A 25,406-nucleotide genomic window follows, 5' to 3' on the forward strand; every position below is an offset into this window, starting at 1 on the left:
CTCAATTGATGCTCAACCAGCGTGAAAGAGGCTTCATGCAGTGAGTCATTGGCATTGGTGTAATGGCGTTATTATTAAGTTCACCTTCGTAAATACGTTCAATAGCGTTGATAGATGCAGTCGTCGTTAAGTGCTGGCTAGCATGTAGGTAAGCGTTTTCCGCCAGCTTGTTTCTTAATGCCGCGTCTTGCATGACTTGTTGAATCGCGTTTAACAGGCTCGCCATTCCACTGTTCTGGTACAGCAATGCAGAGTGATTATGCTCGAACAACTCAGGAATGCCTCCCGTTTTAGGAGCCACGATAGGCAGTTGAGCTAAAGCCGCTTCCCCGAGCACGAGACCAAAGGCCTCTTCATAGGCGCCGCTAATAAAAGCGTCTGCATTACCACACATCCACGCTCCAGCATTGTGTTGCTCTCCGACAAAGTGCACTCGTTCTTGGATACCAAGATCTGCGGCAAGCTGTTGCAATGCTTCTCTTTCTTCGCCGTCACCAACAATAACAAGGTGAGGGTTGTGGTGGTGGTAGTTGTGCATGCGCATTGCCCGAATAAGGCGGTCAAACCCTTTGCGCTTAATCAGCGAACCCACCGACAGAAAGGTAAAGGCCTGTGATGGGATTCCGAGGCGATCTTTAATTTCGATGGGTGTATCCACGCCTTGAAGTGACACGCCGTTGTGTACGACATGAAGTTGGTTTTGCGGGTAGCCGTCCTGAAGAATTTCGCGTCCAACATCTTTGCTAACGCAAATCAATTTTGGAGAGAGGTGAAGTCCGAGAGAGAAGCGATCGCGCAATGTATAATGGCAATGAAGTTGCGTGACAAGTGGTATATGATTCATGCGAGCAGCCAAACACATCCATTGACAAGGGCCGCCGCTATTGACGTGTACCAAGTCGATGCTGTGCTTTTCGATCAAAGCTGAGCCTTGTTTGATAAGGCTATTCCACCCGCTAATATCCCAGCGTGGAGCGCTCCAACCACCCACCAAATTGAAGGTTGAATGTTCCGCTTCAATTCCGAGCGATTGGCACTTATCGATTAATGGTTGGCAGTTGGACCATACGAATGGCTCAAACTTATCGCGGTCGATTCCTGAAATGAGATCCAGAAGCACCACTTCACTGCCGCGAATCCAATTATCACCATAATGAACATATAGAATGCGTTTTGGCGTAGTCATAAGTCACCTCTGTCTCATCATTAATCTGCGTTAACTGCTGAGCTGCAATAGAGATGCCAAAATATGCCATTAGTTTATGTGATTGAATCTTCTATGATATTTATGTTTGGAACTCATCATTCTCATATTGAGAACCAATATGGATTAGTGATCCGTTTCAATTTGATATTTTTGTAGCAATACGGGAATCACACTTTGCGCTGAGAAATCATCAATGATGGTTTGTCGAGCATTCTGGCGAATGAGTGATTGTTGCGCTTCACCAATCGACATCCAGTCATGAAGACATTTAGCAAGAGAGGGAATGTCTTCGACGATAAAACCATTTTTACCCGTTTGGATAATATCTGGAAGACGACCTACACGTAAGCTCATCACGGCAATGCCTCTCGACATGGCTTCAAGCGCCGCCATTGGAAGACCCTCATAACGAGAAGAGATGATAAGTACGCTGATATTTTCCCAAACACCTTCCATATCGGTTTGATGGCCGAAGAAAGTCACATTTGAAGGGGCAGTTTGATTAAGCGACTCTTTTTCCGGGCCATCACCGTACACACTAAACTGTAATGTTGGACAGAGCCTCGCTACCTCAATAAATTGATCGGCGCCTTTTTCCTGACTCAATCGGCCGACAAAAGCGATCTCCTGATAGTTGAGTTGACTTTTGGGAATCGAAACAAAGTTATTCAGCAGTTCTGAAGAACAAAAAACTTTGCGCTGAATACTTGGACTGACAGCAAAGCAATGGTCAGATAGGCTGCCTGAGCCTCTATCAAGCCAATCGTATAGCCATAGCTTTCCTGAGGACGATTCACCAGCATGATAAGTTGAAATCAAACGAGGAAACGTACGGGTGAGCAGTTTGGCGCAGCGCGACAAAATCGACGCTTTATAACCATGGGAGTGAACCACTGAGGGTTGGTGATTGGCGACGGCGCTTGTTAGGTGTTTAATTTTTAAAGCTTTATTGGGCTCGCCAGACAAATAGTTTAAGTAACTCACAGGGATCGCGGCTTCTTTTGCCTTCTGTACAATCTGAGCGGCTGGCGAATACTCAGTGGTTAGCACAACTCGAGCTTTGTTTCCAAAGGCGATTAATCCCCGAGCTAGCTCGATAACGTGACTTTCAATGCCGCCGAATAGACGGCTATCAAGCAAGATCCAAATTTCACCAATGGCAGGTTTATCAAGATTGTTCGAGATTAATTTCATCCGCTTCCCACGCTTGTTTTTTTCGGTAAACCGTAGATGGGCTTAACTCCAGCATGACAGCGGCGTTGAGGACGTTGCCATCACAGTACGCGATTGCGTTTTGAATTGCTTCACGCTCTACTTGCCACATAGGACGAATGGTTCCATCAGAGTTAAAGTACGGTGAGGTAGCAGCAGAGGACGGTGTACTAGGCTGCTCCGCTGCGGTAATCGACGGTTCGACCGCAGAAGGTGAAGGTTCCTCAGTATAACCAGGTGGTGGTGTGATTGGTGCAATGTTTGCTGACTCTTGAGCAACATGCGCAGGCGTCGTTGTTTTCGTCACTTTAGACTTTTTAGTAAGTTGAGCGGGTAGGTGGCTCACCGTGACTTTTTCGTCGTTATTAAGCACCACAATGTTACGTATGATGTTTTGTAGTTGCCTTACATTACCCGGCCATTCGTAATGCTTGATGATATGTTGAGCTTCGCTGTCGATTGTTGAGAATTTCTTTTTGTCTTGTTTGGCGTAAGTGGTCAAGAAGTGCTTGGCAAGCGTGACAATGTCACTTCCTCGTTCACGTAATGGGGGCATATCGATAGGTATAACGTGCACACGGTAGTATAAGTCTTCACGAAAACGACCTTCTTCTACCTCTGTTAATGGATCTCGGTTAGTGGCACAAATGATTCTCACATCCACTTTCATTTCTCGAGTGCCACCAAGAGGGGTGTAAGTGCCCGTTTGTAGAAAGCGGAGCAACTTCTTTTGCATCTCAAGTTCCATTTCACACAGCTCATCAAGAAAAAGCGTGCCACCATGTGCCAGCGTCGCCGCACCTTTTCGATCTGTTGTTGCTCCAGTAAAGGCCCCTTTAACGTGACCAAAAATCTCACTTTCCATCAAATCTCGTGGAATAGCCCCACAGTTAATTGCAATAAAAGGCTTGTCTTTACGGTCGCTCTGGCGGTGGACGGCTTCAGCACAAACTTCTTTACCTGTGCCACTTTCTCCCACAATAAACACACTGGCAGAAGTTGGCGCAACAGCATCAATGGTCTTGTATACCGCCTGCATCGGGAGACTTGAACCGATGAATCCGTGATAGTTGTGGCGATCAAACTTGGACTGAATATTTTCCACCAAATCTTCCAATTTGGCGCGTTTAAGGTGCAATGCAACTGACGTTTTTAGGCGATCAGCGTTTATGGGCTTTTCTAAGAAATCTTCCGCACCTTTTTGAATTAGATTAACGGCTAAGTCGACGCTGCCGTGTGCCGTAGCAATAATAACGGACGTAGGAATGTCATTCTGGTTGATCCAATCCAACACGTCTTCGCCAGACATGTCGGGCAGTTTCAAATCGAGAATGATGAGCTGAGGTTTGCTTCTTTCAATAAATTGAATCGCTTCGCGACCTGTCTCGACATGAAAAATGTCATAAGGTTCGTCTTTCACATACTGCTTATAAAGTATGGCTAGTGAAGTAGAGTCCTCTACCAGTAACACCCTTGGTCTCATAGTCCCATCCCAACGTAGTTTGTTTCATTTTTTATGATTTTTGTCAGCACTACTATTTGGCATTATGAGTGGTTTATAGCTCTCTAGTGCTGAAAATTCTCAATTTGAGAAAAGCGTTATTTAAGTATTAGCACAAGGTAGGAAATTTGCGAAAAATCCATACTTTTTAATTGATTAAGTTATACCCAAATAATTTCAAGGTGTGTGGCTTGGCGAGGGTGACTGAATTTGGAGCCTAAATTTCTGAGATGATGTCGGCATCGCGCTTTATCAAACGCGATGCTTCGCTAGGGAGTAAGACACTGATACTACTCAAACCCTTGAGCTTTTCGCTTTTCTAACGCATCAAACGATTCATTGGCGAGTTGAGGAAGTGTTTCACAAAGCTCCAATGCTTTTGGTATTTTTCCTTCGACACAGTACTTCTCAATCATTCTTGCTTGTCTTGAAAGCGTTCGATTGCCTAGAGCGAGAGCAGAACTGCCCAGTGTGTGAACCTCGAACTCTAATGTTTGAAGGTCTTTTGTGCTTAATGCTTGCTCTATTTTCTCCATGCGATCGCGTGACTCTTCGACATAGTGCTCAATCAAGGTAGGGATGATTTCGGCGCACGTATCTTTGATCATTTGCTGAAGAATATGCTCATCCACTAATTCTTGCTCGATAGTCAATGTATTATTTATCGTCATAATAGCGCTCCCTATAACATAAACAGTTCGCTTTTTTTAATTTGCTGAGACAGTTTTTCTTTCCACTTTTTTGGTAAGAAACGCAGCTTGGAAACTTGGCGGATTAACTCATCTTTCAGGCTTGGAGTGTGCTTCATGTTCAGTACAGAACCAATCAAGTTCGCATCGCTAGCATCGAGTAGCTTTTTGGCTTGCTCGAGCTGGGTTGCAGTCGTAGAGCCATAATGCGCTACTAACAAAGTAGCATCACATACGCCAGCAATCACTTGAGGCGCAATATTGCTTCGGTTGACACTAAGAAGTGGTGATGTATCTATCACGACGCGCTCGTACTGCGTTAACCATTGTGCAATGTTTTGTTTCAGCGTTGTTGGGTCTCGGTACGCTAACTGAGTGCTGGCGAGAGACGGAGCAGGGAGGCCGACTAAAGTTTGATGTGTATTCTCTCGTGTGATCAAATGGCCAACCTTCTCGTCATCATCAAATTCGTGAACAGTGTGATAAGCGGGTTTGAATAAGTTAAGGTCTACATACAAAGTATTGTGGCCTGCTAAAACCAAGCGCTCTGCAAGAGATGAAGCCACGGAAGTGACACCATCTTCAGATTTACAACCCACAACACAAATCGTTTTGTGGCCTTTCTGTTCACTCTGAAGATAAATTTGCTCAATCTCAGCGTGAGTTGCAGGAATAGTCATTACAACGCTCCTATTAACACGATGGTTGTGGTTATTTGTAAAATATCTCTTAATCCGGCCCTCGCTTTTTCAACAAAGCTTTCGTCTTTATGGGGAATGTAAATCGTGTCGCCTGCGCGAATGACTGGCAGCTCATAAATGTTGGCTGTTTTACTAAAGTTCACCAAATCAAATGTTCGGGCTTGGCCCTGGCAGCAAGACATATTGACCACACTGATCTTTTCAAGGTAGGCATTGTCAGTTGGTCCTCCTGCTTCCGCTAACAGATCAAGCACAGTCATGTTGTCATTAAATACGTATCGCCCTGGGTCTCTTACTTCACCTAATACGCGTACCGTGGACTCTTTTGAACGATCTAACCAGTTTTTGTTTTTTTCTGGAATGTAAATGGTATCACCAGGACGAACGTGGGGCAGAATTGACTCATCGCCTGTTTCAAAGTACATCGATAAATTCAATTTACTCACTTTGGCATAACCTAGGCCTCGGTGTGTGACACGGATGTTGTGAATATCTGCATCCATTGTCGGTCCATCGGCGGCAGATAAAATATCCAGAAAATGCATATCTTCGGTGAAACGATAGCGCCCAGGTGCATTGATTTGCCCGAAAACGTATATCGATGCGTCAGAGCTTTGGCTTACCCATTGCGACTTATTATCGGATGGGTCGTCAGGCAATGCATGTACCCTTACGACTGTACCAGCGGAAACTCGAGGTAGGCTTGATGTTGGTGAGCCATCCAGAATGTATTGGTCTAAGTCAAATTGTGTCATTTGACCGTTATTGGCGACTTCAATTTTGGTGGTATCAGCTCGTCGAGTTGGGCCACCAACGTGTGCAAGCAGATCAATCAAATCCATTTCGTCTGACCACTCGATGCGTCCAGGGCGAACAACTTCTCCCATCACTGCGACCGCTCGACTAGGTGCTACTTTTAACCAAGACTTCTCATTGAAATCGGTTTTCTCCGGTACGAAAATCGCGTCTCCTGGTCCAACATTTGGTGGTCTGGCTGAAGATAGTCCTTCTGTATGCGCGGTAAGATCGAATTTGATGACTTTGCCATCGGCTTTTATAACGCGAATTTGGCGAGATTCTGCGTAGCGAGTGGGCCCGCCAGCGTTGGCGAGGATATCCATGAAGCTAGCGCCTTGCTTGCCTTCGTATGCCCCAGGATGGGCGACTTCACCCATCACGTAAACCACATTTGCACCTGCTTTGATTTCTTCTTCCTGTTTTGGGACAAAGATGGTGGCACCTGGCAGGATCTCCGGCAGTAGGCTTTGGTCTCCAGTATCAAGGTACTTTTTCAGGTTAAACATGGTTGGGTTATTGTTTGTTATCACGCGAATTTGCTCAACACTGGCATATCGTGTCACGCCGCCAGCTCGCATTACGACATCAACTAGCGTGGTGTTTGGCTTGTATGAGAACGAGCCAGGTGCGTTGACTTCACCAAAGACTTTGATTGCACGAGCGGAATCTGCGCTGTCACCTGAATTCGCGAGTTTTGCTGCATCAAACTCTTGCTCAATATTCCCTACGAGTGGGGAAGCGGGGACAAATAAGACATCCAGTGATTCTAGTTTTGGCAGTTGGCTATTGTCCCCCGTATCAAGGAAGCGTTTGTAGTCAAATTCAATGTTTTTATTTCCACGTTTCACGATCATTTTATCAAGCTGAGCCCCAGCGCGCAGGCCGCCAGCTTCGTACACAAACATTTGAATGTTGGACCCAGAAGGTAAGGTATATTCACCGGGTTTGACCACGTAGCCTTGAACGGACACTAACAACTGTTGCTGTTTAATAAAAACTCGAGCGTTGTTAACGTCACGATACACGGTCTTTAGCCTGTCGATAATCACGTCTTGGAGTTGTTGTTCATTGTAGCCGGCCACTAATACAGGGCCGACTTCTGGTAAATTAATTCGTCCACGACGATCAACCTGAAACCCTTGGTTTAACGACGCCTCTCCAGGTAAGTTAATCTGTATTAAATCACCGACCTTAACAGTATTGCTCTCATCCGCTATGGAAGATGGTACCCACGCGACCAGACACAACAACATTAAGAGGATAAATGGTTTCATCGTGTTCATAGTGCGCCTCCTGCCGTTGGGTTGCGGTTTATTGAGGTATCGCTATCTGAATTAGGGCTAATAACCTCGATGCTTACTCGACGATTAGTTAAACGCACGGCGGATGTTTCACCTTCATAGAGTGGCAGGTTATCTCCGACAGATTTGGTAGTGACTCTCTCTGAAGTGATACCAAATACGGTTAGGTAACGCTTTACTTGTTCCGCACGCGCTTGAGCAAGTTTCTGGTTGTAATCGGGTGTTCCAGTTGCATCCGCATGCCCCGTTACTACAAGAGATAGGTTGGGGTGGTCACGTAAAATGTAGGCTGCTTCTGCCAAATGTCCCATGTACTTCGGGTTGATTTCTGCTGAATCGACAGCAAACTGGTTGTCGATATTAAGTAGTGCATAGATATCCGAGACTATGTTTAGGTCGCTACGTAGTGCTTCAATATCATCGGGCGGTGTGCAAGTGGTTTGGCTCAGTACGTAGTCGAGTTGTTGTTCGAGCTGGTTTAAGCGTCGACGCTGAATCACAAGGTCGTTGGCAGCGTCGAGTAAAAGCCCACCTTCCAACTCGCGCGCAATTCTATTTTGTTTTTCAAGGGCCTGAACAACTGCCGCAGGAAAACACCAGCGCGCGCCCTCTTGGATTAGTGAGTCTAGATGTAACTTGGTCAGTTGCCAATCAAACCTTAACCCATGTTCTGGACCTAAAGGCTCGTCAGGCATCACTGGGGAAAACTGATAATTCTCGATCGAGATATCTTGATAGCTTTCCGCCAAGCCACCTTTCCCGTGTTCTGGGTAGTCAAACGACGAACAACCAAACATGCCGACAACAAGACCGCTTACTGCATATCGTCGTATAAGATTTACCATGCCAACCTCCGTTTAAACCGGTATTTTTAGTGTCCTTTTGAGTTAACGGGAATGGCATGGTTGATACGAAGCAAGCTCATGATTTCTAAAGGTTGGCCTGATACGTTTTCAATACTCATGCTTCTTTCACGTTCAACTAGACGCTTATATAAGTAAACAATGGCACCAATCCCTGAAGAATCAAGAAATTGGACGTGCTGTAGGTTAATTTCGACTTCTTTGTGATGATTGTTGTGAATTACTTCATCAATGTGATGTTGTGCTTGTCGACAGCCACTTGCGTCTAAGTCACCAAAAAACTCAATGGCTAACTTGTCTTGATTGATTTCTAGTTTGCGTAATTCCATGACTCTGTCTCCGTTTGTTTTTCTAATTGGATATAGAGCAGGTAACGTGCCAATTTGAAATTAATGAAAAATCAAACAGTTAAATATTGTTAATGATATTGTTCAATTTGAGAAAGGACTGATTCTCAAATTGAGAATCAAAAATGCACAGAGAAATGGTTTGCTTATAAGAGGTGTTGAACCTAAAGAAGTCATTAGAGCGGGGGATCTCGTCATGATTAGATTCCAACTCGATTGACGAACCATCCGCCTTAAGTGAACAACGTGTAACGACTAAATGCAAAACCTGTCTAAAGTTTATGATTATCTTTGCAAATTATTACTAATGTTGATTGTTATGAGTCGAAGAACAACTAGTAATAAATAGGTCATCGAGAGGACTTACGTTTCAATAAAGACGATTTTTTGTACAAGGTCTTCTTATGCCATTAAAAATGACATTAATTGCGCTGGCTGTTATGGCAGCGTCTTCACAGCTTCAAGCGGATACTTCTCTCGCACCACCAGTTTCTCTTGCACAAAGCTATCAGGATGGTATTGATGTGTCTGAATATTGGTATAGCGAAAAACTTGATGGTGTTCGCGCTTATTGGACTGGGCAACATCTCGTGACGAGAAATGGTAATCGAATCTACGCCCCAGATTGGTTTACAGGACCTTTACCTGATTATCCGTTGGACGGTGAACTTTGGGCTGGGAGAGGTAATTTCCATCTTGTTCAGCAAACGGTGTTAGATAAAACTCCTGTAGAGTCTGCTTGGCGACTTATCGACTTTATGATCTTTGATATGCCATATTCCGCTGGTGATTATCGGAAGCGTTATTACAACATCAAAGACTTAGTGCTTGAAGTCGACCAGCCTCATATCAAATATGTCGAGCACAGAGCGATTCAAAATGAAGCTCATCTGTTTACACAGTTGGATAAAATTTCAATATCCGACGGTGAAGGGGTGATGTTGCGGAAGGTATCAAGCCGCTATCAGGCTGGACGCGGTAGTGATTTGCTTAAACTAAAACGATACTCAGATGATGAAGCGTTAGTTGTGGGTTATAAGCCAGGAACAGGGCGCTTGTTAGGTATGATGGGAGCAATGTTAGTTCGCTTACCAAATGGCATTGAGTTTTACATCGGTAGCGGATTTACCGATGAAGTACGTCGCCAGCCTCCGAAAATTGGTTCAACCATTACATTTAGATATAACGGTTTTACACATACTGGTAAACCACGTTTTGCTCGATTCTTGCGTGAAAGATTGAAGGAATAGAACGCTCTGCACTTACTAGTTGCCAACGGTTACGCCACATCGTTTGAAGAGACCCTGCCAAAACTGAACGTGGTTTAGGGTTTCTTGCCTAAATGTCCTATGTGCCTCAATGATGCCATACTGGTGACCATGGAGTTGCATACGGTTCTCCACCAAAGTGGCACCATCATTAAGTTGTTGATAGGTACTGTCTAAATAAGCCAAATAAGGTTGCACTTCTTCAACGTAAATGGATTGAAAGACATTTCTTAAGTAGCGGAACTGAGTGGTGTCTCTGTTCGGCCCGCACAATACATTGCTCTGGTTCTGTTCAAGTAGCTGAGTTGTCGCTTTTAACCAAAGGGATGTGTTTACCATTGAATAGTAAAGTCGTCCGAGTAAACGAGATTTCTCTAACTCTTCTTGATATTGCGTAACTTCCACATCGGGTAGACGTGAGACCGCGCGGTGGGGTAAATCATACATTTCGCTGAAAATACGATAGACATCGTTAATGCGTGCAATATCATTCGTCGTATTTTGAGATAGCCAATCAGAGGCTGTTAGTTGCTTTTGCATGGCATTACTTACGAGTAGTAAGTTGTCGAGATGAATGTCTAAATGTTGCCACTTGGTTGAGTAAAGCTCTGTCAATGTCGCGCGTTCTTCATCGCTAAGTGGAAATTCGGATAAACATCGATTCATGACTCTTAAAAGGGCAGTTTGATAATCAAAATCATGAAAGGCATCCTGCACCTTTCCAAGTTGTGAGTTTTTCTCGGCAAGTAAATTAAAGAGTCCGCATTGTCGTAATTGATAGCTCTCTAGCAGGCCAATAGATAACCTTGGCAATGGCTCGAACAAAACGCGTTTCGCAGGAATCGTTACCGTAGACTGTAATTCTATTGGAATAGCAGGAACTTCCAATACATTGGCTACACGTTGATGATACTTATCAAACATGGCGTTCTCTGGATTGAACCAGTTATCACAACCATTAAGAAGCAAGATTAAGAACAATAAAATAGACCGCACAAATATCCTTTTTTATAACTTCGTATCCGTTGTCTAGAGAGCAAAATCAACCACTTCGCAATCTTGTTATAAGTATACTCAACCGTGTAATTATTCGATCAAAAAAGCCAGCGGATGCTGGCTTTTTTTACTTTTTATTGAACTGAAAAGTTCAATTGCACTTCTGGCTCTTGGCGATGCATCCAACGCATTCTGACGCCTAACATAAAGGCCGCAGAAGATAGGCCGATGATAAAACCAAGCCAGAAGCCTTGTGCTCCCATTGGCTCGACAATCCAGTCTGTACGGCCAAGGACGTAACCAATTGGCAGCCCAAGAATCCAATAAGCAATAAAAGTACGGTTGAAGATGGCTCGCATGTCTTTATAGCCGCGTAATGCACCAGCTGCGATCACTTGAACCGCATCCGTACATTGATAAACAGCGGCAAACACGAGCAGGTGCATCGCTAGAGTGATTACCTCTGGGTTGCTAGTGTAAAGCTCGGCGATCCACTCACGAGACAAGACGGTTAAAATCGCCGTGAGAACGGACAAAGCTAGACCAACCATAATGCCGACTCGTGACGCTACGCGCGCGCCATCGACGTTTTCTTCACCAAGTCGATGGCCGACACGAATGCTTACTGCTGCACCAATACTCATTGGTAGCATAAATACCAACGAGGAGAAGTTAATCGCGACTTGATGCGCTGCCACAATGATAGGACCCAGTGGTGAAACGAGCAGTGCAACAACAGCAAACAGTGTCACTTCAAAAAACAGCGCTGCTGCAACAGGAAAGCCGAGCTTGAATAGACGAACTTGCGCTTTCCATTGTGGGCGGTGCCATTCTCCAAATAGGTTAATGCTTTTCAATCGCTCTGATGTCATCACATACAGCAATAGCATGGCAAACATGACCCAGTAAACAATCGTGGTTGCTACACCACAGCCAACACCGCCTAATTCAGGTGCACCAAACTTGCCGTACACGAAAATCCAGTTTAGAGGAATGTTGAGCAGCAAACCGATAAAGCCAATCACCATTGCCGGCTTCGTCAATGACATACCATCCGTAAAGCTTCTAAGCGTTTGGAAAAGTAAAAAAGCGGGTACTGCTAATATAACGGCATGAATGTATCCCACCGTTTTTTCAGCCATCAGTGCTTCAACATCCATCAGCCCGAGAATAAACTGGGTTTGAAGCAGGACTGCAATTATCGGCACACTGATCAGCAATGCCAAAACGACGCCTTGCTGAATTTCAAACGGGATTTTCACTCGACGACCAGAGCCATTTAACTGTGCGACAACAGGGACCAATGCCATTAATAAACCCACCCCAAACAAAATGGATGGTAGCCAAATACTTGAAGCGACAGAAACCGCAGCCATGTCGGTGGCGCTAACGCCGCCAGCCATTACGGTATCAACAAACCCCATACCAGTTTGAGCGACAGATGCGATCAATACCGGGGTCGCCAATTTGATAAGACTTGATGCTTCTTCTTTATAGCGATGCACGAAAAATACTCCAGAGCGGAACAATAAGTTGAAAGAATGAGAGTACTCGAGGGCAAAAGATGTGGTGAACGGATCTGATGGTTGATTTTAGTCACGATAAGGTGAAAAAATGCCTCGGAGAAACTCCGCGCAAATGATAAACAATTGTATGTTTATATTCCATAGCTAGGTAGCGAATAGTCGATAACACTGACTGGACGCTCTCCACGCTAAGGATACGCTTTTACTGAGAACAGCAGCGAATCATGGTAATGTTGAAGCATGCATGAGAACAAACCAGTGTTCATTAAGCCATGGCTTTATCGTCTGCGGTCTTTATTTCCGACCTGTAGCGCAGTGTTTAGGGCTTAGTCTTCGACTACAGTTGGTATTAAATCAATAGGTAAAAAGAAATGTTTACAGGAATAGTTCAGGGTACGGCGAAGGTCGTTAAAATTGATAAAAAAGAACGCTTTCAAACGCACGTTGTCGAGTTAAGCGATGAACTTTGTAAAGGGTTAGAAATTGGTGCATCCGTTGCACACAACGGATGTTGTCTAACTGTGACTAAGATCGAAGGCAACCTTATCAGTTTTGATTTAATGCAAGCGACATTGGCTCTTACTAATTTAGGTCGGCTGGTGGAAGGGGATAGCGTAAACATTGAGCGCGCGGCTAAGTTTGGTGACGAAATAGGCGGGCATAGCATGTCTGGTCATATTAGTTTAACGGCAGATATTGTCGATATCATCGATACGCCCAATAACCGCACGATTTGGTTCCAACTGCCGCAAGAATCAATGAAATATGTATTAGCGAAAGGTTACATTGGTTTAGATGGCTGCTCGCTAACTATTGGTGAAGTTGAAGCGTGTCGTTTTTCGGTACACCTAATTCCAGAAACCTTGCAGCGAACGCTTTTCGGAGTGAGACAAGTAGGGGAGCGTGTTAATATTGAGTTTGATCCCCAGACTCAAGCAATTGTTGATACTGTTGAGCGCGTTCTTGCAGCAAAACAGCTTTAGAATGAGAAAAAGGAGCCGAGTGCTCCTTTTTCATTTAAGCGTTTTTATATTTCTGATGTTCACATGCTCGAGCTGCTATTCGTAATTGTCATCGATAAATAGTTCGACCTTATCTTGTAACTCATCCACTCGCATATTTAGGTGGATAGCGTGGCAACAAGCTGGGCAATCATCATAAAACTCTTGGTCACCATTGCTTGCATCCAATGTAATGCCGATAGAATGTCCGCAATGCGGGCACTTTACATACCTTTCGGTATAATTTTTCATACAACAACTCCTAATCTCGCAGGGCTTTTAAACACACTATTCATCAACGAAGTACAGCCCTTTACTTACTTTGCCTACAAGGAAAATAGGCACAATCCAAAGTTAAGTCTCCTTTGATATTAGGTCGAGTTGTTGCTAATTGAGTCGAAATAAGTACAAAACTTGACCCCAAACTCAACCTTGAGCTTAGGGTGATTTTCTGTAGTGATGTGCCTCGAGATTTTACATCTTGAAATATGCAGTGGCTTCCAAATTAATAAGAAATGATTTTATTAATAACCAGTTGAGCCTGTTCCAAGTAATGGCCGCCAAACAAATTACAATGGTTGAGAACATGGTAAAGGTTATAGATATCTTTACGCTCTTCATAGCTTGAAGAAAGTGGCATAACCGATTCGTAACCTTGATAAAATTCTGGTTGAAATCCACCAAAAAGCTCCGTCATCGCAATATCGCACTCCCTGTCCCCCCAATAGCACGCAGGATCGTAACAGATAGGACCGAATGCAGTGAGTGCCGCATTTCCATTCCATAAATCGCCATGCAACAAAGAAGGTTCCGGAGCATGGTTTGCTAGCCGCTGTTTTACGACATCGATAAAGTCATCGATATCAACCAAGGTGACGCCTTTTTCTTTAAGGAGCTGTAATTGCCATCCTATGCGTTGCTCAGCAAAGAATACACACCATTTCTTGTGCCATTTGTTGGGCTGTAGAGTCGAACCGAGATAGTTGTCGGTATCAAAACCAAACTCTTTTTGCTCGCCCCACTGGTGTAGGTGAGCTAATTGCTGCCCAAATTTAAAGCTGTTGGGACCATCTTCTAATGGTTTCGTTGGAAGGTAGTTAAGAATTAGGAATGAGGCATTTTTGGTTTTACCAACCAATACCACCTCAGGTACAAATAGGGTGGATGTTTCACGCAAAAGATGCAGGCTTTCAGCTTCTACCTCAAATTTAGACAAAAACTCGCGATCGTTAATTTTCACAAAATAACGTTGCTCGCCATCATTGATCATGTAGCTTTCACTGATATCCCCACCAGACAGCCTTACTTTTTCCGTGATCTGGTAATCGAACAATAAAGTATCAGAAAGCTGTTGCGATATTGCTTGCCACATACAAAACCTCGCGAATCTATTTGACCACCAATAGTTTAGGATAAATAGCAGGGAGTTGGCGCTATGTTGAGCATACTTAGTAAAGAAACCTTCCTCTTAGTGTAGTCAATTTGTATAAATGTGAATCAAGTCGCTTATAAGCCTCTGATTTGTTGGCTTAGCATATGGAGATGAACGTTTACAACAGGTATTATGATTTTTTTGACGTTAGTTCCATTGGTGGCATGAAAATACTGATATGTGATGACTCAGCTGTTGCAAGAAAGCTTATTGCGCGTTCTATCGTACAAGATACATCATTGCATCTTATTGAAGCGCAAGATGGTTATGAGGCGCTTAATATTCTTGCTGAGCAAAATATCGATATTTTGTTTCTCGATTTAACGATGCCCATAATGGATGGTTTTGAGGTCCTCGAATCATTACCTGTTAGTCAGTACCCGACCAACATCGTCATTATTTCTGGAGATGTTCAACAAGAGGCAAAACAGCGCTGTCTCGATCTTGGTGCTCAAGCTTTTATCGCTAAGCCTCTGACAGAAGAGCAGGTGCTCCCACTATACGAACAATTAGGGCTGCATTATGCGTTCAAACCTAGTCATTCGGTTGATTCTAAAAACCAGGGTTGCGAAGAGCTTTCCTTACTAGCCAAATTCCGTGAAATTGCGAACATTGCCCTTGGTAAAGGGGCTGCGATTATGGCCGACCATTTACATGAGTTCATCCAACTTCCTGTTCCTCATGTTGGACCTTTGTCCTACGGCGAGCTTCATATGACACTGGTTGATGTGGTTGGGCGTGACAGTTCCGTTGCGGTAGCGCAGAGGTTTGTCGGTGGTGGTATTCACGGAGAGGCACTGGTGTGCTTACGTGGTAGGGATATCAATCAGATTGGGGAAAAATTAGGTTACCTCCTTGAGTTTACGCCTCATAATGAAATCATCTTGAATATCTCTAACCTACTGGTTTCGTCATTTCTCACGTCGTTAGGCGATCAACTCGACAAGCAATTCTCACTTCGTCAGCCAGGCATTGTGGATACCTTAACACCTTATTGTGAAGAGCAAGGCGAGTTGGGTGAGCTCTTTACTATTGAATACACCTACATGGCAGAAGCGCTCGATTTCGAGTGCGAGGTACTGTTTTTAATTGATAAGCCATCCGTAGAAATAATCTATGAAATCATGGAGCTAATCTAATGTCCGATATCACGCTGGACATAGCAGACTTTCATTGGGTCACACAAATTCTCGATACGATGGATTCAGGGCTTATTGTTTTGGATCAAGAGTATAAAGTGTGTGTGTGGAACAGTTTTATGCAGTCATACAGTGGCGTTCTATCACAAGAAATTCTTGGTGAATGTTTATTTGAGCATTTTGAAGAGCTGCCAAGAACTTGGCTAGAAACCAAGATAAAAGCTGCCGCCGATCTGGAAACTCGTTCTTTTTCTAGCTGGGAAAACCGACCGTACCTTTTTAAGTTCAACAATTTTTCTCCGGTTTCAAACAGCAGTGATTTTATGTATCAAGATATCGTGATCACGCCGTTAATTGGGCTCTCTGGAGAGGTCAGCCACATAGCGATTCAAGTCAATGATGTTTCTGAAACTGCGAGAAATCGCATTCATTTGAAAGAAACAAATCAACATTTGTCGGAAATCAGTCGCAAAGATGGTTTAACAGGTTTATTTAATCGCGCTTATTGGGAGCAATCATTGAAAGATGAGTTTGCTCACTTAAAAGTTATCGACGGACCATGCTCATTAGTAATATTCGATATCGACCACTTTAAAAAGGTGAATGATACTTATGGTCACCCGACAGGGGACGAAGTCATTCGTCGAACCTCTGCCTTGTTGAGAAAAACAGCAAGGAGCAGTGACATCTGCGGTCGTTTTGGTGGTGAAGAGTTTACGGTACTACTTCCTCACACAAACCAGGAGCAAGCTTGCTATTTCGCAGAGCGTTTGCGCAAAAGAATTGAGCAAGAGATCGTGAAAGTGGAAGATTTTTTGATTAATTACACGATAAGTATTGGTGTTTGCGAGTATAAGCCTTATTTTGAAACTCACACTCAATGGTTAAAGAGTGCCGATGCTGCGCTGTATCGTGCAAAAGAAAATGGTCGTAACCAAACCTGTTTGCATGAAAATGACTGAAATATAAAAAGGTTTGAAGAAACCCTGTATCCGAACTCAGTGAAGCAAAGCTCAATTGTTTGAAAATCATCCAGTTGGTTCGTGAATGTTTGTTAATATGAAATAAGTTAATGAAATTTTCTCGGCATGTCTTACTATTGAAACTATTCTGCTTTCAGCTTCGAAGGCTTGCAATAAACGGAGAAAAACAGTGGTTTTAGAAACCGATGGATATCTCGCTCTTATCGAGCACTTGTCTCTAAATCTAGATATTTTTACGACCGAAATTGGCGACACTGGATCCGAAAGCATCGAAGATGTTGTCACCGATATGGTGGCTTCAAACATCATGGCGATTTTTGAGCAAAATCCAGAACTTCACTCGAGCGTACGCTTCAAATTGTTGAAAGAGGCTGATGCAGTTGTTGAAGATCTTGGTGAGATATTGGCTGGGGTATGGCATAAAAAAGCGACCAATGAACAGATCACGTTCCTTGATGAATACATCGCTCTGGTCAAAAATCTGTTCGATAATGCTGTTGCGACTTACGACTGATATTGTTTTAACTTACAGCAATGTCCGGTTAAAGAGTGAGAGGAGTTACATTGTAACTCTTCTTATTTGCCAAAACTTAGATGCCCAGTATGGGTTGTCGATTCTTGAAATAATCACACCTCTAGACGTCGATGCATGCATGAACTGCTTGTTACCCAAGTAAATTCCGACATGATAAGTTGTACGTCTTGTTTTAAAAAACACTAGATCCCCTTGCTTGGCATCCGTCCAACTTAACTCCACACCTTGCTTTGATTGCTGCTTCGTTGTCCTTGGTAACGAGAGCTGATAAGCCTCAATAAACGCTTTTTGTACAAATGCTGAGCAATCAATTCCAGATTTCTGTGTCCCGCCTAAGCGATAAGGCGTGCCGTGCCACTCTGAGTAAAAGTCGAACAAGTCAGGGTTGTCCGACAATAGCTGATTTGTAGGTGTTGTCACCTGTGCTTGCTCACTAGGCTCAGGCCCAGAAGAGCAGGCGCTTAGTAGCACACTGATTATCAAAGGAAAATATACTCGACGCAAATCACCACCTGTCATCTCTATGACTCACAACTGAAATATTAGTGTCATAACCAATCCATAGTATGGGCTGCAAATCACGGTTTTGTCTCACAAATGTGACGGAATCACTGCAGAACCGATTCAACCTTAAGAAAGAATAAAAATTGATTATGGCAAAGCGAAAACGCTCACGCACATCACTTTCACTGATTCAGGCTGTCAGTGCAACATTTTTAACTATCATTGCTCTTGTTATAGCCCTTTCTGTCTCAAGTTTCAAAGGAATGGAACAGGTAGGGGAACAATTTGAAGACTTGTCGCAAAAAGCATTACCAATCGCGATGGCAAACGCAAAGTTAACCAGGAATGTATTGGAGATGGTTAAGCTACTCAACCATGGTATGCAGATTACTGAGCCGAAAGAGTTGCCTCTCATAAAAGAGCAAATCGACTCTCTTGCAACTCAAAGCACAACTTTGGTTGTGAAAGCGTCTGGTGTAGCTCAGCAACTCTCGGAGGAGTTAGACACCAAACTAGCGCGTTTACATAACATCACGCAGTCCATTTTGTTGAAGCAATCTTCGGTGATACAAATTCAAATGGATATTGATGCCGCTGTTGGTGGGTTTCGCTATGGGCTTAGCTCTATCGGTCCGGAAATGAATCGAATCAGTTCGTTCCTTAGTGCTGATAATCCTGAGTCGAGCGATGCCGCTAACCGTTTCATTGCTTCTGCAAGCTCAATGGAAAGTACGTTCTTAGTCATGATGATGCACTCAGAATTAAACAAAGCCGAAAAAGAATACCGAGAAATGCGAAATCGCATAGCAGGTATTAAACTCGCCTATGAAGACTTCCAATCTTTCCATCCTGAAGTAAGTGAATATGCAAGCTTAACCGCACCATATGAGATGGTGAAACAAGGCTTTAGTGAAAAGGGCGTGCTGCGTTTGATCCTCGCCAAACTAGAACAAGGGGAATTGCAACGTTCAGAGTTTAAACAGGCTTCGATGCTTGCGGATGAAACCATGCGGTTACTTGATCAAATCTCCCAAACCGCTGGTCAGTTGATCGATGAAAAGGAGCGGGTGGTCAACGAGACCATTGAATCGGTGAGCGTTGTGCTCGTGTTTGCGGCGTGTGTGATTTCTTTTATTATTCTGGTTACTTGGTTTAGCCTAAAGTCATGGACAAACCGAGGGTTAAGGAATGTACTAACGCGTCTTTCAGCACTTACCGAACATGATTTTCGTGACAAGGCAGAAGAAGTCGGCCCCTATGAGCTGAAAGAAGTAGCACGAAAGTTGAATCAAGTAATCGATTCCACACACGACTCCATTCAAACGGTGACGCGCAATTGTGAAACGCTTTATCAGACGGCAGAAGTAAGTCACAGTGCAGCCGAACAAACAAGTGATGGGTTGGCAACACAAAATGAAGCGTTGTCGAGTATGATCACGACCATAACGGAGCTTGAAGCCTCTATTCGTGAAATAGCAATGGTGACAAATGCATCTTCACAGGACTCGCTCCTTGCAACCCAACACACTGAAAAAGGGGTTCAAGTCGTGGAACAAAACCGCGAACGTTTGGAGTCATTAGAAAGCTCTTTGGATGTAAATGAACAGTCAATGTTAGAGCTAGACCAGCGTGTTAAACAGATTCGTGAAATGGTGGATATGATCAGTGGGATCGCGGACAACACCAACTTACTTGCTCTCAACGCGGCAATAGAGGCTGCCCGTGCTGGTGAGCAAGGGCGTGGATTTGCGGTTGTCGCTGATGAAGTTCGCAAACTTGCAAGTGATACCTCTCAACAAACGACGAACATCCGAGAAATGATGAGCGAGCTTATTACTGCCGCAGAGCGTTCGCGCCAAGCAGTTAATGATTCAAGAGAAGAAATGACCCACGCGCTACAGTCCAGCAATGAAGTGAAATCGACATTTTCTGATATCAACCTCGCGGTTAAGCACATTCAAGAACGTGTTGAACAAATCTCAGTTGCTACAGAAGAACAAGAACGAGCGACGGCAGATGTATCTCAATCCATCACGCATATTTCTGATCTTGGCGAACGCACAAAGCTGCAGCTTGAGTCTATGGTTGAGAGTTCTGAGCAAGTGGCGGAAATTGCCGGGCACCAGCAAGCAATGCTGCACAAGTATGAGCTTCATCAGACCAAGTAAATGAGATGTTTCCACCGACTAAAAGCAGAACCTCGGTTCTGCTTTTTTGTTACGGCTACCCATTCAATGGCTCCAATTTGCATTGCAAGAGTGAGTTACATCTCATCTCGTTCATTTCTAAAGGGTTTAGTTATCACAACGTGATGTTAATGCTTTGTTCGAGGGACTCGTTGACTAGAATGTCGCCAGAATTCAAAGGAACGAATCATGCAGTTATCACAAAGAGCCAGCCTCATACTAGTTAATCATCACCAAGAGCTTTTGCTTATCCACCGCGTTCGAAACGACAGACAGTATTGGGTTTTCCCTGGCGACAGTGTTGAAGCAGGTGAGAAACCTGTTGAAGCTGCTAAAAGAGAAGCGCTGGAAGAAACCTCAATAGAACTTGGCTCGGTTAAGAAAGTTTTGGAACTCGAAAATCAAGGTCGCTTAGAAACCTATTTTCTTTCTTATGTAGGGAACTTAAAAGTGAAACTAGGGAGTGGGCCAGAGCAAATCAGAAAATCAGATGTTAATCAGTACCATTTGAAGTGGGTGCGTGTAGAGCAACTTCACTCGATTTCTTTATATCCAGAGAAAGCTAAAGCCTTTTGCTTGAAGCATAAGGAGTGGTTTTGTGATCGATAAAGTTTGCCCCGTCGTTCTACGTAATCAAAATCAAGAGATCCTACTTTTTAAACATCCGTTGGCGGGTGTTCAGCTCGTCAAGGGCACTGTCGAAGTGTTTGATGAAAGTTACATCATAGCAGCCAAGCGGGAGCTCGCTGAGGAGTCTGGTATCACACATGTTCGTTCCGCACGATATTTATGCTCATGGGATAGTGGCTTTCAAAATCAAGTATGGCATTTTGTTTTGTGTGAGTGTGCTGACCTCGCTAATTCATGGCTGTTTCATACGCAAGACGATGGCGGACATGATTTCGCGTTCTTCTGGCACGATGTCGAGAGCGGCCTTCCCGCGAATGCACATACTGTGTTTCAGCGCGGGCTGGAAAAGGTACGAGAGTTGATAGACCAAGGCGTGATTTAAAGGAGGACTCTGTCATTGCATTGGCGGATTTGGGCGAAACGCCACAGCAAACACTATGCTTCTACTAGAAGCAAATAAAGAAGGTAGATCAGCCGTTACTGTTCTCATCGTGTTGATAATGGCACTGTCGATCTCAAAAATGGCGATGAGATTACAAATGTTTAAGTGACTTCTATATGCTTTGCTCATTCATTCAGATAAGGAAACGGTAATGGATAAATTCGTCGTGTTTCTCTTATGCCTTTTTATGACAGTTGGCGGAGTGGTTCATCTTTATGACAACATTGTTGGTGGCTTTTTACCTTACGATTTTGCGCCACGCTGGTTGAATATGTATTGGAGCGCTTTGGGACTATTGGACTTATTAGCAGCGTATCTATTGGTCAAGCATCGCCGCTCTGGCCTAGTTGTTATGTTATTGATTCTTATAACCAATGTTATCTTTAGTTCCCACGCTCACTATACATTAGAAATATTAGATAACAACGTCGCCCTACAAATGAAGACACTGTTTTTAGGGTTCTCATTTGGGGTATCTATCTGGTTATGGAATGCGCGAAAACATAGTCAATCGCGCCAAATATTTCGTTAATTATTATTTTCACAACACTCGATTAAGGATTGTAAACAGGGACTCGTTATGAACGATTTTAAAGACTTGGCCAGTTTTGCTGGTTTCAGCGTACTGACAGGTTTGAGCTTTGCCACCACTTTCTTCAGCCTTGCTTTTCTATACAGCTCAATGGAGGCACAGCAAGTAATGAACACCAATGCTTTGGCATGTGCAGTGCTTGGTGTTGTTGGTTTATTTGTTGGTATTACTCAGTTAAACAAAAAGCGTCAGCTAGCAGAAAACTAATCTGTTCTTACACATCATGAGGATGAAGTAGTGTTTAACAGGGGTTTAGGCTTGGTCTATTCGTTTTGTTGACATACTTCATCCAACAATATTTTTTTCAACCATTACTTCTTCTCTTTATTGTAGCGAAAGGGCTGCGTTAAAAGCTTATCTAATCTTTGCTCTTCTTCGTCTCTAATTTCCGGCACACCAATAACAACATCATCATGACCCAACTTAGGCTGAGCTCGGTATGTCCCAAAAAAGCGGTCCCAAACTGAAAGGAAAAAACCAAAGTTTGAGTGGGTCTCTTTTACTATCACTGAATGGTGCACGCGATGCATGTCTGGTGTAACGATGACGTTTCGCAGTTTTTGGTCTATGGATAAAGCCAGTTTTGCATTACTGTGATTAAACATCGCGCTCGCATTAAGCACAATTTCAAATACCACAATTCCGATAGGTGAAACACCTAAGATAAACACGGCTGCAATTTTTACTCCCATTGAAATGATTATTTCGAAGGGATGAAAGCGTGCGCCTGTAGTGACATCTATGTCGAGATCGGCGTGATGCATTCGGTGAATCTTCCACAGCGGTTTTACATGATGAAAGACAACATGCTGAGCGTAAATGACGAAATCAAGCAAAATGACGGTTAGAAAAATATTTAACCAAGCGGGGAAGGACAGAATATTGAGCAGCCCCCATTGTTGCTCCTGAGCTATGACCGCAGCTTGAAAGGCGGCGATAGGCATGATTAAAGCAATAACTAGGCTGTTAAAAGCGACCAATGACAAGTTATTGACCCAGCGAAACCTGCGCGAAGCGGTCAGTGTTTTTCTAGGCAATTTGTTTTCCCAAATGGCACAAAGCAATAATACGCCAAGGAAAAAGCCTAATCTGAGCCATGAGGGTTCTTGAAATGTCGTTTCTGTCACTGTCATTCCCTTATTTATTTCTTTATCTATGACCGAGATAAGAGTGAATTTATTTCAACACACTGCTGATGGGCTTATCTTGAGGCGAAACCATAATATCAGTAGAATCGCGCTCTACTTTTTACTTGGCATTACTTACCATGAGAATTCACGCTTTCCACCGTTTATATCAGTACCGACAATCTATCTCAACCAAGCCTTTCAACGCGCGTGGATGTAAAGTGGTTCGTTGCCAATATTGCCAGGTTTCTGAGCAACACTGTTTGTGCGACCTTCAGCCAAACATCAAGGCCAATATTGCATGTATGTTGATTGTTTCTGAAAACGAAGTGTTTAAGCCAAGTAATACCGGTCGTCTAATCGCTGATACGATTCAAGAGACTTACGTGTATCAATGGAACCGAACAGAACCGTCTGAAGAGATGCTAGCGCTACTACAGGATGACAGATACCAACCGGTGATTGTATTTCCTGCAGACTATGTGGATGATCCCTCTCGTTTAATTGAAGATCTAGAGCCAGGGCGATTGGTAAAAGAAGATGTCGAGAGCAAAAAATGGTTGCTGATCTTTATTGATGGTAGCTGGCGTGAGGCACGAAAGATATTCCGTCGTTCTGATTTTCTTAAATCTTTGCCTGTGCTTTCCATTGAGCCGGAATCTCTGTCTGAATACATCATGCGCCGCTCCGAGAATGAGCAGCATCTTTCAACCGCCGAAGTCGCGACATTAGTTTTAAAACAAGCTGGTGAGCCGAAAGCTGCGGAATGCCTTCAATTGTGGTTTGAAGCCTTCAGAGAAACTTACATGCTGAGCAAGACTCGAGTCAAAAACGACCCTAACCAGCCACACTTGAAACGTTTCAAAGAGTGGATGAAAACCGAGAGCTGACTCTAAGGAATGAGCTTTTGTTGATGGTATGTTGTTCAACTGGCTTCGGTGAGGGGATAAATCTGCATTCGGTCACGGTTTGCAGGCGTACAGATATGGATAATGCCATCAGTTTATACTTTTGACTCTAGCCATTTTTGAGAGTCGTTTGAAGCATTTTTTAGGAGAGAAATACATGTATTACGGCTTTGATGTCGGCGGCACTAAAATTGAATTTGGTGCATTTAACGAGAAGCTTGAGCGTGTAGCGACGGAACGTGTACCTACACCAACAGACAACTACGAGCTGCTGGTTGATACCATTGCGGAATTGGTGAACAAATACGATACAGAGTTTGGCTGCGAAGGTACGATTGGTCTTGGCTTGCCAGGTATGGAAGACGCCGATGATGCAACGGTACTAACAGTTAACGTTCCTGCGGCAAAAGGCAAACCACTTCGTGCTGATCTGGAAGCTAAAATCGGTCGCAGCGTAAAAATTGAAAACGATGCAAACTGTTTCGCGCTTTCTGAAGCCTGGGACGAAGATCTTCAAGATGAACCATCTGTACTAGGTTTGATCCTTGGTACTGGTTTTGGTGGCGGCTTTATCTACGAAGGCAAAGTATTCTCTGGCCGCAACCACGTAGCGGGTGAGGTGGGTCACACACGTCTTCCTATCGACGCATGGTTCCACCTAGGCGAAAACGCACCATTACTGGGTTGTGGCTGTGGCAACAAAGGCTGTTTAGATAGTTACCTATCTGGTCGTGGTTTCGAGCTTCTTTACGCGCATTACTACGGCGAAGAGAAGAAAGCGATCGACATTATTAAAGCGCACGTAGAGGGTGAGGAGAAAGCAGTAGAGCACGTCGAGCGCTTTATGGAGCTGCTAGCGATCTGCTTTGCAAACCTGTTTACTGCAACAGACCCACACACCGTTGTACTTGGTGGCGGCTTATCTAACTTCGAATTGATTTACGAAGAGATGCCAAAACGCATCCCTAAACACTTATTGTCTGTGGCTAAGTGTCCTAAGATCATCAAAGCAAAACACGGTGATTCAGGTGGTGTACGCGGCGCTGCGTTCTTAAACATCAAGTAATGACTTAAACCTTACTCGATATAAAGTAAGAAGAAATTTAAAGCCCCGTTTAGACTTTCAAGGTTAAACGGGGCTTTTACTTATATACCTAAGTAATTTCGGTATGCTCGGGTATAGATCATGAACAAAAGTAGCATGCATAAAAAACTCACGACGAATCGTGAGTTTTCTGTTTGCAGCTAAGCTTATTTGTTCTTTTTGCCTACGCCCAGGTTTTCTTTTTGAGCTAGGGTGATTTTGCTAAAGCCTAATTTTCTGAAGTAGTTGTCGCGGTAGTTGCGCACTGCTTTAGTGTCAGACACTGCTTCGATTTGTTGCTCCATCTTTAGGAACTCAGTGATATCGATACCTTCTGCTTCTGCAACCGCTTCTTGAATGTTGCGGTGCTGCTGGTATGAGAACGTCAGTTCTTTGTCTTGGTCTTTGTAAGTGTAAAGAATGGTGCGAGCCAT

The 25,406-nt window shown here is 43.8% G+C and carries 27 protein-coding genes; 12 read left to right on the forward strand and 15 right to left on the reverse strand.

Annotated elements, in window-relative coordinates; translation table 11 throughout:
• Position 1: 1 nt before the first annotated feature.
• From R7R78_RS01820 to R7R78_RS01855, 8 genes are all read right to left on the reverse strand, one after another.
• Entirely contained in the window at positions 2 to 1,186 is a 1,185-nt protein-coding gene (locus R7R78_RS01820; protein WP_225472910.1) for a glycosyltransferase, read from the reverse strand.
• Positions 1,187 to 1,330: 144 nt separating this feature from the next.
• Positions 1,331 to 2,401 (reverse strand): glycosyltransferase family 4 protein, encoded by a 1,071-nt coding sequence (locus R7R78_RS01825; protein WP_213962556.1) that lies wholly within the window; start codon positions 2,399 to 2,401, stop codon positions 1,331 to 1,333.
• Positions 2,376 to 3,902, reverse strand: a complete 1,527-nt coding sequence (locus R7R78_RS01830) for a sigma-54-dependent transcriptional regulator (protein WP_213962555.1) — start codon at positions 3,900 to 3,902, stop codon at positions 2,376 to 2,378. The genes R7R78_RS01825 and R7R78_RS01830 overlap by 26 nt, the downstream gene beginning before the upstream one ends.
• Before the next feature lie 308 nt (positions 3,903 to 4,210).
• Positions 4,211 to 4,591 (reverse strand): Hpt domain-containing protein, encoded by a 381-nt coding sequence (locus R7R78_RS01835; RefSeq protein ID WP_149191800.1) that lies wholly within the window; start codon positions 4,589 to 4,591, stop codon positions 4,211 to 4,213.
• An 11-nt stretch (positions 4,592 to 4,602) separates the two neighbouring features.
• A complete protein-coding gene (locus R7R78_RS01840; protein WP_005377635.1) occupies positions 4,603 to 5,289 on the reverse strand; it encodes an AAA family ATPase in 687 nt (228 codons plus the stop codon).
• Entirely contained in the window at positions 5,289 to 7,391 is a 2,103-nt protein-coding gene (locus R7R78_RS01845; protein ID WP_064353904.1) for an SLBB domain-containing protein, read from the reverse strand. Before R7R78_RS01845 ends, R7R78_RS01840 begins: the two co-directional genes overlap by 1 nt.
• Positions 7,388 to 8,254 (reverse strand): OmpA family protein, encoded by an 867-nt coding sequence (locus R7R78_RS01850; RefSeq protein ID WP_225472911.1) that lies wholly within the window; start codon positions 8,252 to 8,254, stop codon positions 7,388 to 7,390. The genes R7R78_RS01845 and R7R78_RS01850 overlap by 4 nt, the downstream gene beginning before the upstream one ends.
• Before the next feature lie 26 nt (positions 8,255 to 8,280).
• A complete protein-coding gene (locus tag R7R78_RS01855) occupies positions 8,281 to 8,601 on the reverse strand; it encodes an STAS domain-containing protein (protein WP_017634929.1) in 321 nt (106 codons plus the stop codon).
• Positions 8,602 to 9,023: 422 nt separating this feature from the next.
• Between R7R78_RS01855 and R7R78_RS01860 the strand changes: the two genes are divergently transcribed.
• Positions 9,024 to 9,869 (forward strand): DNA ligase, encoded by an 846-nt coding sequence (locus tag R7R78_RS01860; RefSeq protein ID WP_225472913.1) that lies wholly within the window; start codon positions 9,024 to 9,026, stop codon positions 9,867 to 9,869.
• 15 nt (positions 9,870 to 9,884) lie between these two features.
• Here R7R78_RS01860 and R7R78_RS01865 read toward each other — a convergent pair whose 3' ends face one another.
• Together R7R78_RS01865 and R7R78_RS01870 are read right to left on the reverse strand one after the other, a co-directional pair.
• Complete coding sequence (locus R7R78_RS01865) at positions 9,885 to 10,883, reverse strand: DUF3080 domain-containing protein (protein WP_225472915.1); 999 nt, start codon at positions 10,881 to 10,883, stop codon at positions 9,885 to 9,887.
• A gap of 134 nt (positions 10,884 to 11,017) precedes the next feature.
• Positions 11,018 to 12,388 carry an MATE family efflux transporter gene (locus R7R78_RS01870; protein WP_005377626.1) on the reverse strand — a complete coding sequence of 457 codons (1,371 nt, stop codon included), beginning with the start codon at positions 12,386 to 12,388 and terminating at the stop codon, positions 11,018 to 11,020.
• A gap of 392 nt (positions 12,389 to 12,780) precedes the next feature.
• Between R7R78_RS01870 and R7R78_RS01875 the strand changes: the two genes are divergently transcribed.
• Positions 12,781 to 13,392: a riboflavin synthase gene (locus R7R78_RS01875; protein WP_005377625.1), complete on the forward strand. Its 612-nt coding sequence runs from the start codon at positions 12,781 to 12,783 to the stop codon at positions 13,390 to 13,392.
• A gap of 75 nt (positions 13,393 to 13,467) precedes the next feature.
• On the opposite strand, the gene R7R78_RS01880 is transcribed toward R7R78_RS01875, so the two are convergent.
• Positions 13,468 to 13,662 (reverse strand): CPXCG motif-containing cysteine-rich protein, encoded by a 195-nt coding sequence (locus R7R78_RS01880; RefSeq protein WP_017634925.1) that lies wholly within the window; start codon positions 13,660 to 13,662, stop codon positions 13,468 to 13,470.
• A 253-nt stretch (positions 13,663 to 13,915) separates the two neighbouring features.
• Positions 13,916 to 14,782 (reverse strand): fructosamine kinase family protein, encoded by an 867-nt coding sequence (locus tag R7R78_RS01885; protein ID WP_005377623.1) that lies wholly within the window; start codon positions 14,780 to 14,782, stop codon positions 13,916 to 13,918.
• A 224-nt stretch (positions 14,783 to 15,006) separates the two neighbouring features.
• Here R7R78_RS01885 and R7R78_RS01890 point away from each other — a divergent pair, with 224 nt between their 5' ends.
• From R7R78_RS01890 to R7R78_RS01900, 3 genes are all read left to right on the forward strand, one after another.
• Positions 15,007 to 15,981, forward strand: a complete 975-nt coding sequence (locus R7R78_RS01890) for a response regulator (RefSeq protein ID WP_042523017.1) — start codon at positions 15,007 to 15,009, stop codon at positions 15,979 to 15,981.
• Positions 15,981 to 16,943: a GGDEF domain-containing protein gene (locus R7R78_RS01895; RefSeq protein ID WP_025766666.1), complete on the forward strand. Its 963-nt coding sequence runs from the start codon at positions 15,981 to 15,983 to the stop codon at positions 16,941 to 16,943. Before R7R78_RS01890 ends, R7R78_RS01895 begins: the two co-directional genes overlap by 1 nt.
• 190 nt (positions 16,944 to 17,133) lie before the next feature.
• Positions 17,134 to 17,478, forward strand: coding sequence for a DUF3802 family protein (locus tag R7R78_RS01900; protein WP_005377620.1), 345 nt, complete (start codon positions 17,134 to 17,136; stop codon positions 17,476 to 17,478).
• Between the two features lie 45 nt (positions 17,479 to 17,523).
• Here R7R78_RS01900 and R7R78_RS01905 read toward each other — a convergent pair whose 3' ends face one another.
• Positions 17,524 to 18,018, reverse strand: a complete 495-nt coding sequence (locus tag R7R78_RS01905) for an NlpC/P60 family protein (RefSeq protein ID WP_186584267.1) — start codon at positions 18,016 to 18,018, stop codon at positions 17,524 to 17,526.
• Between the two features lie 134 nt (positions 18,019 to 18,152).
• On the opposite strand from R7R78_RS01905, the gene R7R78_RS01910 reads away from it, so the two are divergent.
• From R7R78_RS01910 to R7R78_RS01930, 5 genes are all read left to right on the forward strand, one after another.
• Positions 18,153 to 20,171: a methyl-accepting chemotaxis protein gene (locus R7R78_RS01910; protein WP_206954084.1), complete on the forward strand. Its 2,019-nt coding sequence runs from the start codon at positions 18,153 to 18,155 to the stop codon at positions 20,169 to 20,171.
• 207 nt (positions 20,172 to 20,378) lie between these two features.
• Positions 20,379 to 20,798, forward strand: coding sequence for an NUDIX domain-containing protein (locus R7R78_RS01915; protein ID WP_206954085.1), 420 nt, complete (start codon positions 20,379 to 20,381; stop codon positions 20,796 to 20,798).
• Positions 20,788 to 21,201 carry an NUDIX hydrolase gene (locus tag R7R78_RS01920; RefSeq protein WP_206954086.1) on the forward strand — a complete coding sequence of 138 codons (414 nt, stop codon included), beginning with the start codon at positions 20,788 to 20,790 and terminating at the stop codon, positions 21,199 to 21,201. Before R7R78_RS01915 ends, R7R78_RS01920 begins: the two co-directional genes overlap by 11 nt.
• Positions 21,202 to 21,412: 211 nt before the next feature.
• Positions 21,413 to 21,793, forward strand: a complete 381-nt coding sequence (locus R7R78_RS01925; protein ID WP_005377611.1) for a hypothetical protein — start codon at positions 21,413 to 21,415, stop codon at positions 21,791 to 21,793.
• Between the two features lie 48 nt (positions 21,794 to 21,841).
• Positions 21,842 to 22,060, forward strand: coding sequence for a hypothetical protein (locus R7R78_RS01930; protein ID WP_054579285.1), 219 nt, complete (start codon positions 21,842 to 21,844; stop codon positions 22,058 to 22,060).
• A gap of 104 nt (positions 22,061 to 22,164) precedes the next feature.
• Here the strand turns inward: R7R78_RS01930 and R7R78_RS01935 are convergent, their stop codons facing one another.
• Positions 22,165 to 22,980 (reverse strand): sterol desaturase family protein, encoded by an 816-nt coding sequence (locus tag R7R78_RS01935; protein WP_206954087.1) that lies wholly within the window; start codon positions 22,978 to 22,980, stop codon positions 22,165 to 22,167.
• 140 nt (positions 22,981 to 23,120) lie between these two features.
• On the opposite strand from R7R78_RS01935, the gene R7R78_RS01940 reads away from it, so the two are divergent.
• Complete coding sequence (locus R7R78_RS01940) at positions 23,121 to 23,870, forward strand: tRNA-uridine aminocarboxypropyltransferase (protein ID WP_206954088.1); 750 nt, start codon at positions 23,121 to 23,123, stop codon at positions 23,868 to 23,870.
• A 175-nt stretch (positions 23,871 to 24,045) separates the two neighbouring features.
• A complete protein-coding gene (gene nagK, locus R7R78_RS01945; protein ID WP_017820672.1) occupies positions 24,046 to 24,954 on the forward strand; it encodes an N-acetylglucosamine kinase in 909 nt (302 codons plus the stop codon).
• 185 nt (positions 24,955 to 25,139) lie between these two features.
• Here nagK and R7R78_RS01950 read toward each other — a convergent pair whose 3' ends face one another.
• A complete protein-coding gene (locus R7R78_RS01950; protein WP_005377584.1) occupies positions 25,140 to 25,406 on the reverse strand; it encodes a DUF2960 domain-containing protein in 267 nt (88 codons plus the stop codon).

The sequence above is a fragment of the Vibrio sp. 2134-1 genome (assembly GCF_033339495.1).

Bases quoted from the DNA above. Each gene is read 5' to 3' on its own strand.
- R7R78_RS01895 (WP_025766666.1), top strand. From the start codon at position 15,981: ATGTCCGATATCACGCTGGACATAGCAGACTTTCATTGGGTCACACAA.
- R7R78_RS01845 (WP_064353904.1), bottom strand. From the start codon at position 7,391: ATGAACACGATGAAACCATTTATCCTCTTAATGTTGTTGTGTCTGGTC.
- R7R78_RS01875 (WP_005377625.1), top strand. From the start codon at position 12,781: ATGTTTACAGGAATAGTTCAGGGTACGGCGAAGGTCGTTAAAATTGAT.
- R7R78_RS01840 (WP_005377635.1), bottom strand. From the start codon at position 5,289: ATGACTATTCCTGCAACTCACGCTGAGATTGAGCAAATTTATCTTCAG.
- R7R78_RS01850 (WP_225472911.1), bottom strand. From the start codon at position 8,254: ATGGTAAATCTTATACGACGATATGCAGTAAGCGGTCTTGTTGTCGGC.
- R7R78_RS01890 (WP_042523017.1), top strand. From the start codon at position 15,007: ATGAAAATACTGATATGTGATGACTCAGCTGTTGCAAGAAAGCTTATT.
- R7R78_RS01825 (WP_213962556.1), bottom strand. From the start codon at position 2,401: ATGAAATTAATCTCGAACAATCTTGATAAACCTGCCATTGGTGAAATT.
- R7R78_RS01940 (WP_206954088.1), top strand. From the start codon at position 23,121: ATGAGAATTCACGCTTTCCACCGTTTATATCAGTACCGACAATCTATC.
- R7R78_RS01950 (WP_005377584.1), bottom strand. From the start codon at position 25,406: ATGGCTCGCACCATTCTTTACACTTACAAAGACCAAGACAAAGAACTG.
- R7R78_RS01905 (WP_186584267.1), bottom strand. From the start codon at position 18,018: ATGACAGGTGGTGATTTGCGTCGAGTATATTTTCCTTTGATAATCAGT.
- R7R78_RS01830 (WP_213962555.1), bottom strand. From the start codon at position 3,902: ATGAGACCAAGGGTGTTACTGGTAGAGGACTCTACTTCACTAGCCATA.
- R7R78_RS01885 (WP_005377623.1), bottom strand. From the start codon at position 14,782: ATGTGGCAAGCAATATCGCAACAGCTTTCTGATACTTTATTGTTCGAT.
- nagK (WP_017820672.1), top strand. From the start codon at position 24,046: ATGTATTACGGCTTTGATGTCGGCGGCACTAAAATTGAATTTGGTGCA.
- R7R78_RS01855 (WP_017634929.1), bottom strand. From the start codon at position 8,601: ATGGAATTACGCAAACTAGAAATCAATCAAGACAAGTTAGCCATTGAG.
- R7R78_RS01860 (WP_225472913.1), top strand. From the start codon at position 9,024: ATGCCATTAAAAATGACATTAATTGCGCTGGCTGTTATGGCAGCGTCT.
- R7R78_RS01925 (WP_005377611.1), top strand. From the start codon at position 21,413: ATGGATAAATTCGTCGTGTTTCTCTTATGCCTTTTTATGACAGTTGGC.
- R7R78_RS01910 (WP_206954084.1), top strand. From the start codon at position 18,153: ATGGCAAAGCGAAAACGCTCACGCACATCACTTTCACTGATTCAGGCT.
- R7R78_RS01930 (WP_054579285.1), top strand. From the start codon at position 21,842: ATGAACGATTTTAAAGACTTGGCCAGTTTTGCTGGTTTCAGCGTACTG.
- R7R78_RS01835 (WP_149191800.1), bottom strand. From the start codon at position 4,591: ATGACGATAAATAATACATTGACTATCGAGCAAGAATTAGTGGATGAG.
- R7R78_RS01820 (WP_225472910.1), bottom strand. From the start codon at position 1,186: ATGACTACGCCAAAACGCATTCTATATGTTCATTATGGTGATAATTGG.
- R7R78_RS01915 (WP_206954085.1), top strand. From the start codon at position 20,379: ATGCAGTTATCACAAAGAGCCAGCCTCATACTAGTTAATCATCACCAA.
- R7R78_RS01880 (WP_017634925.1), bottom strand. From the start codon at position 13,662: ATGAAAAATTATACCGAAAGGTATGTAAAGTGCCCGCATTGCGGACAT.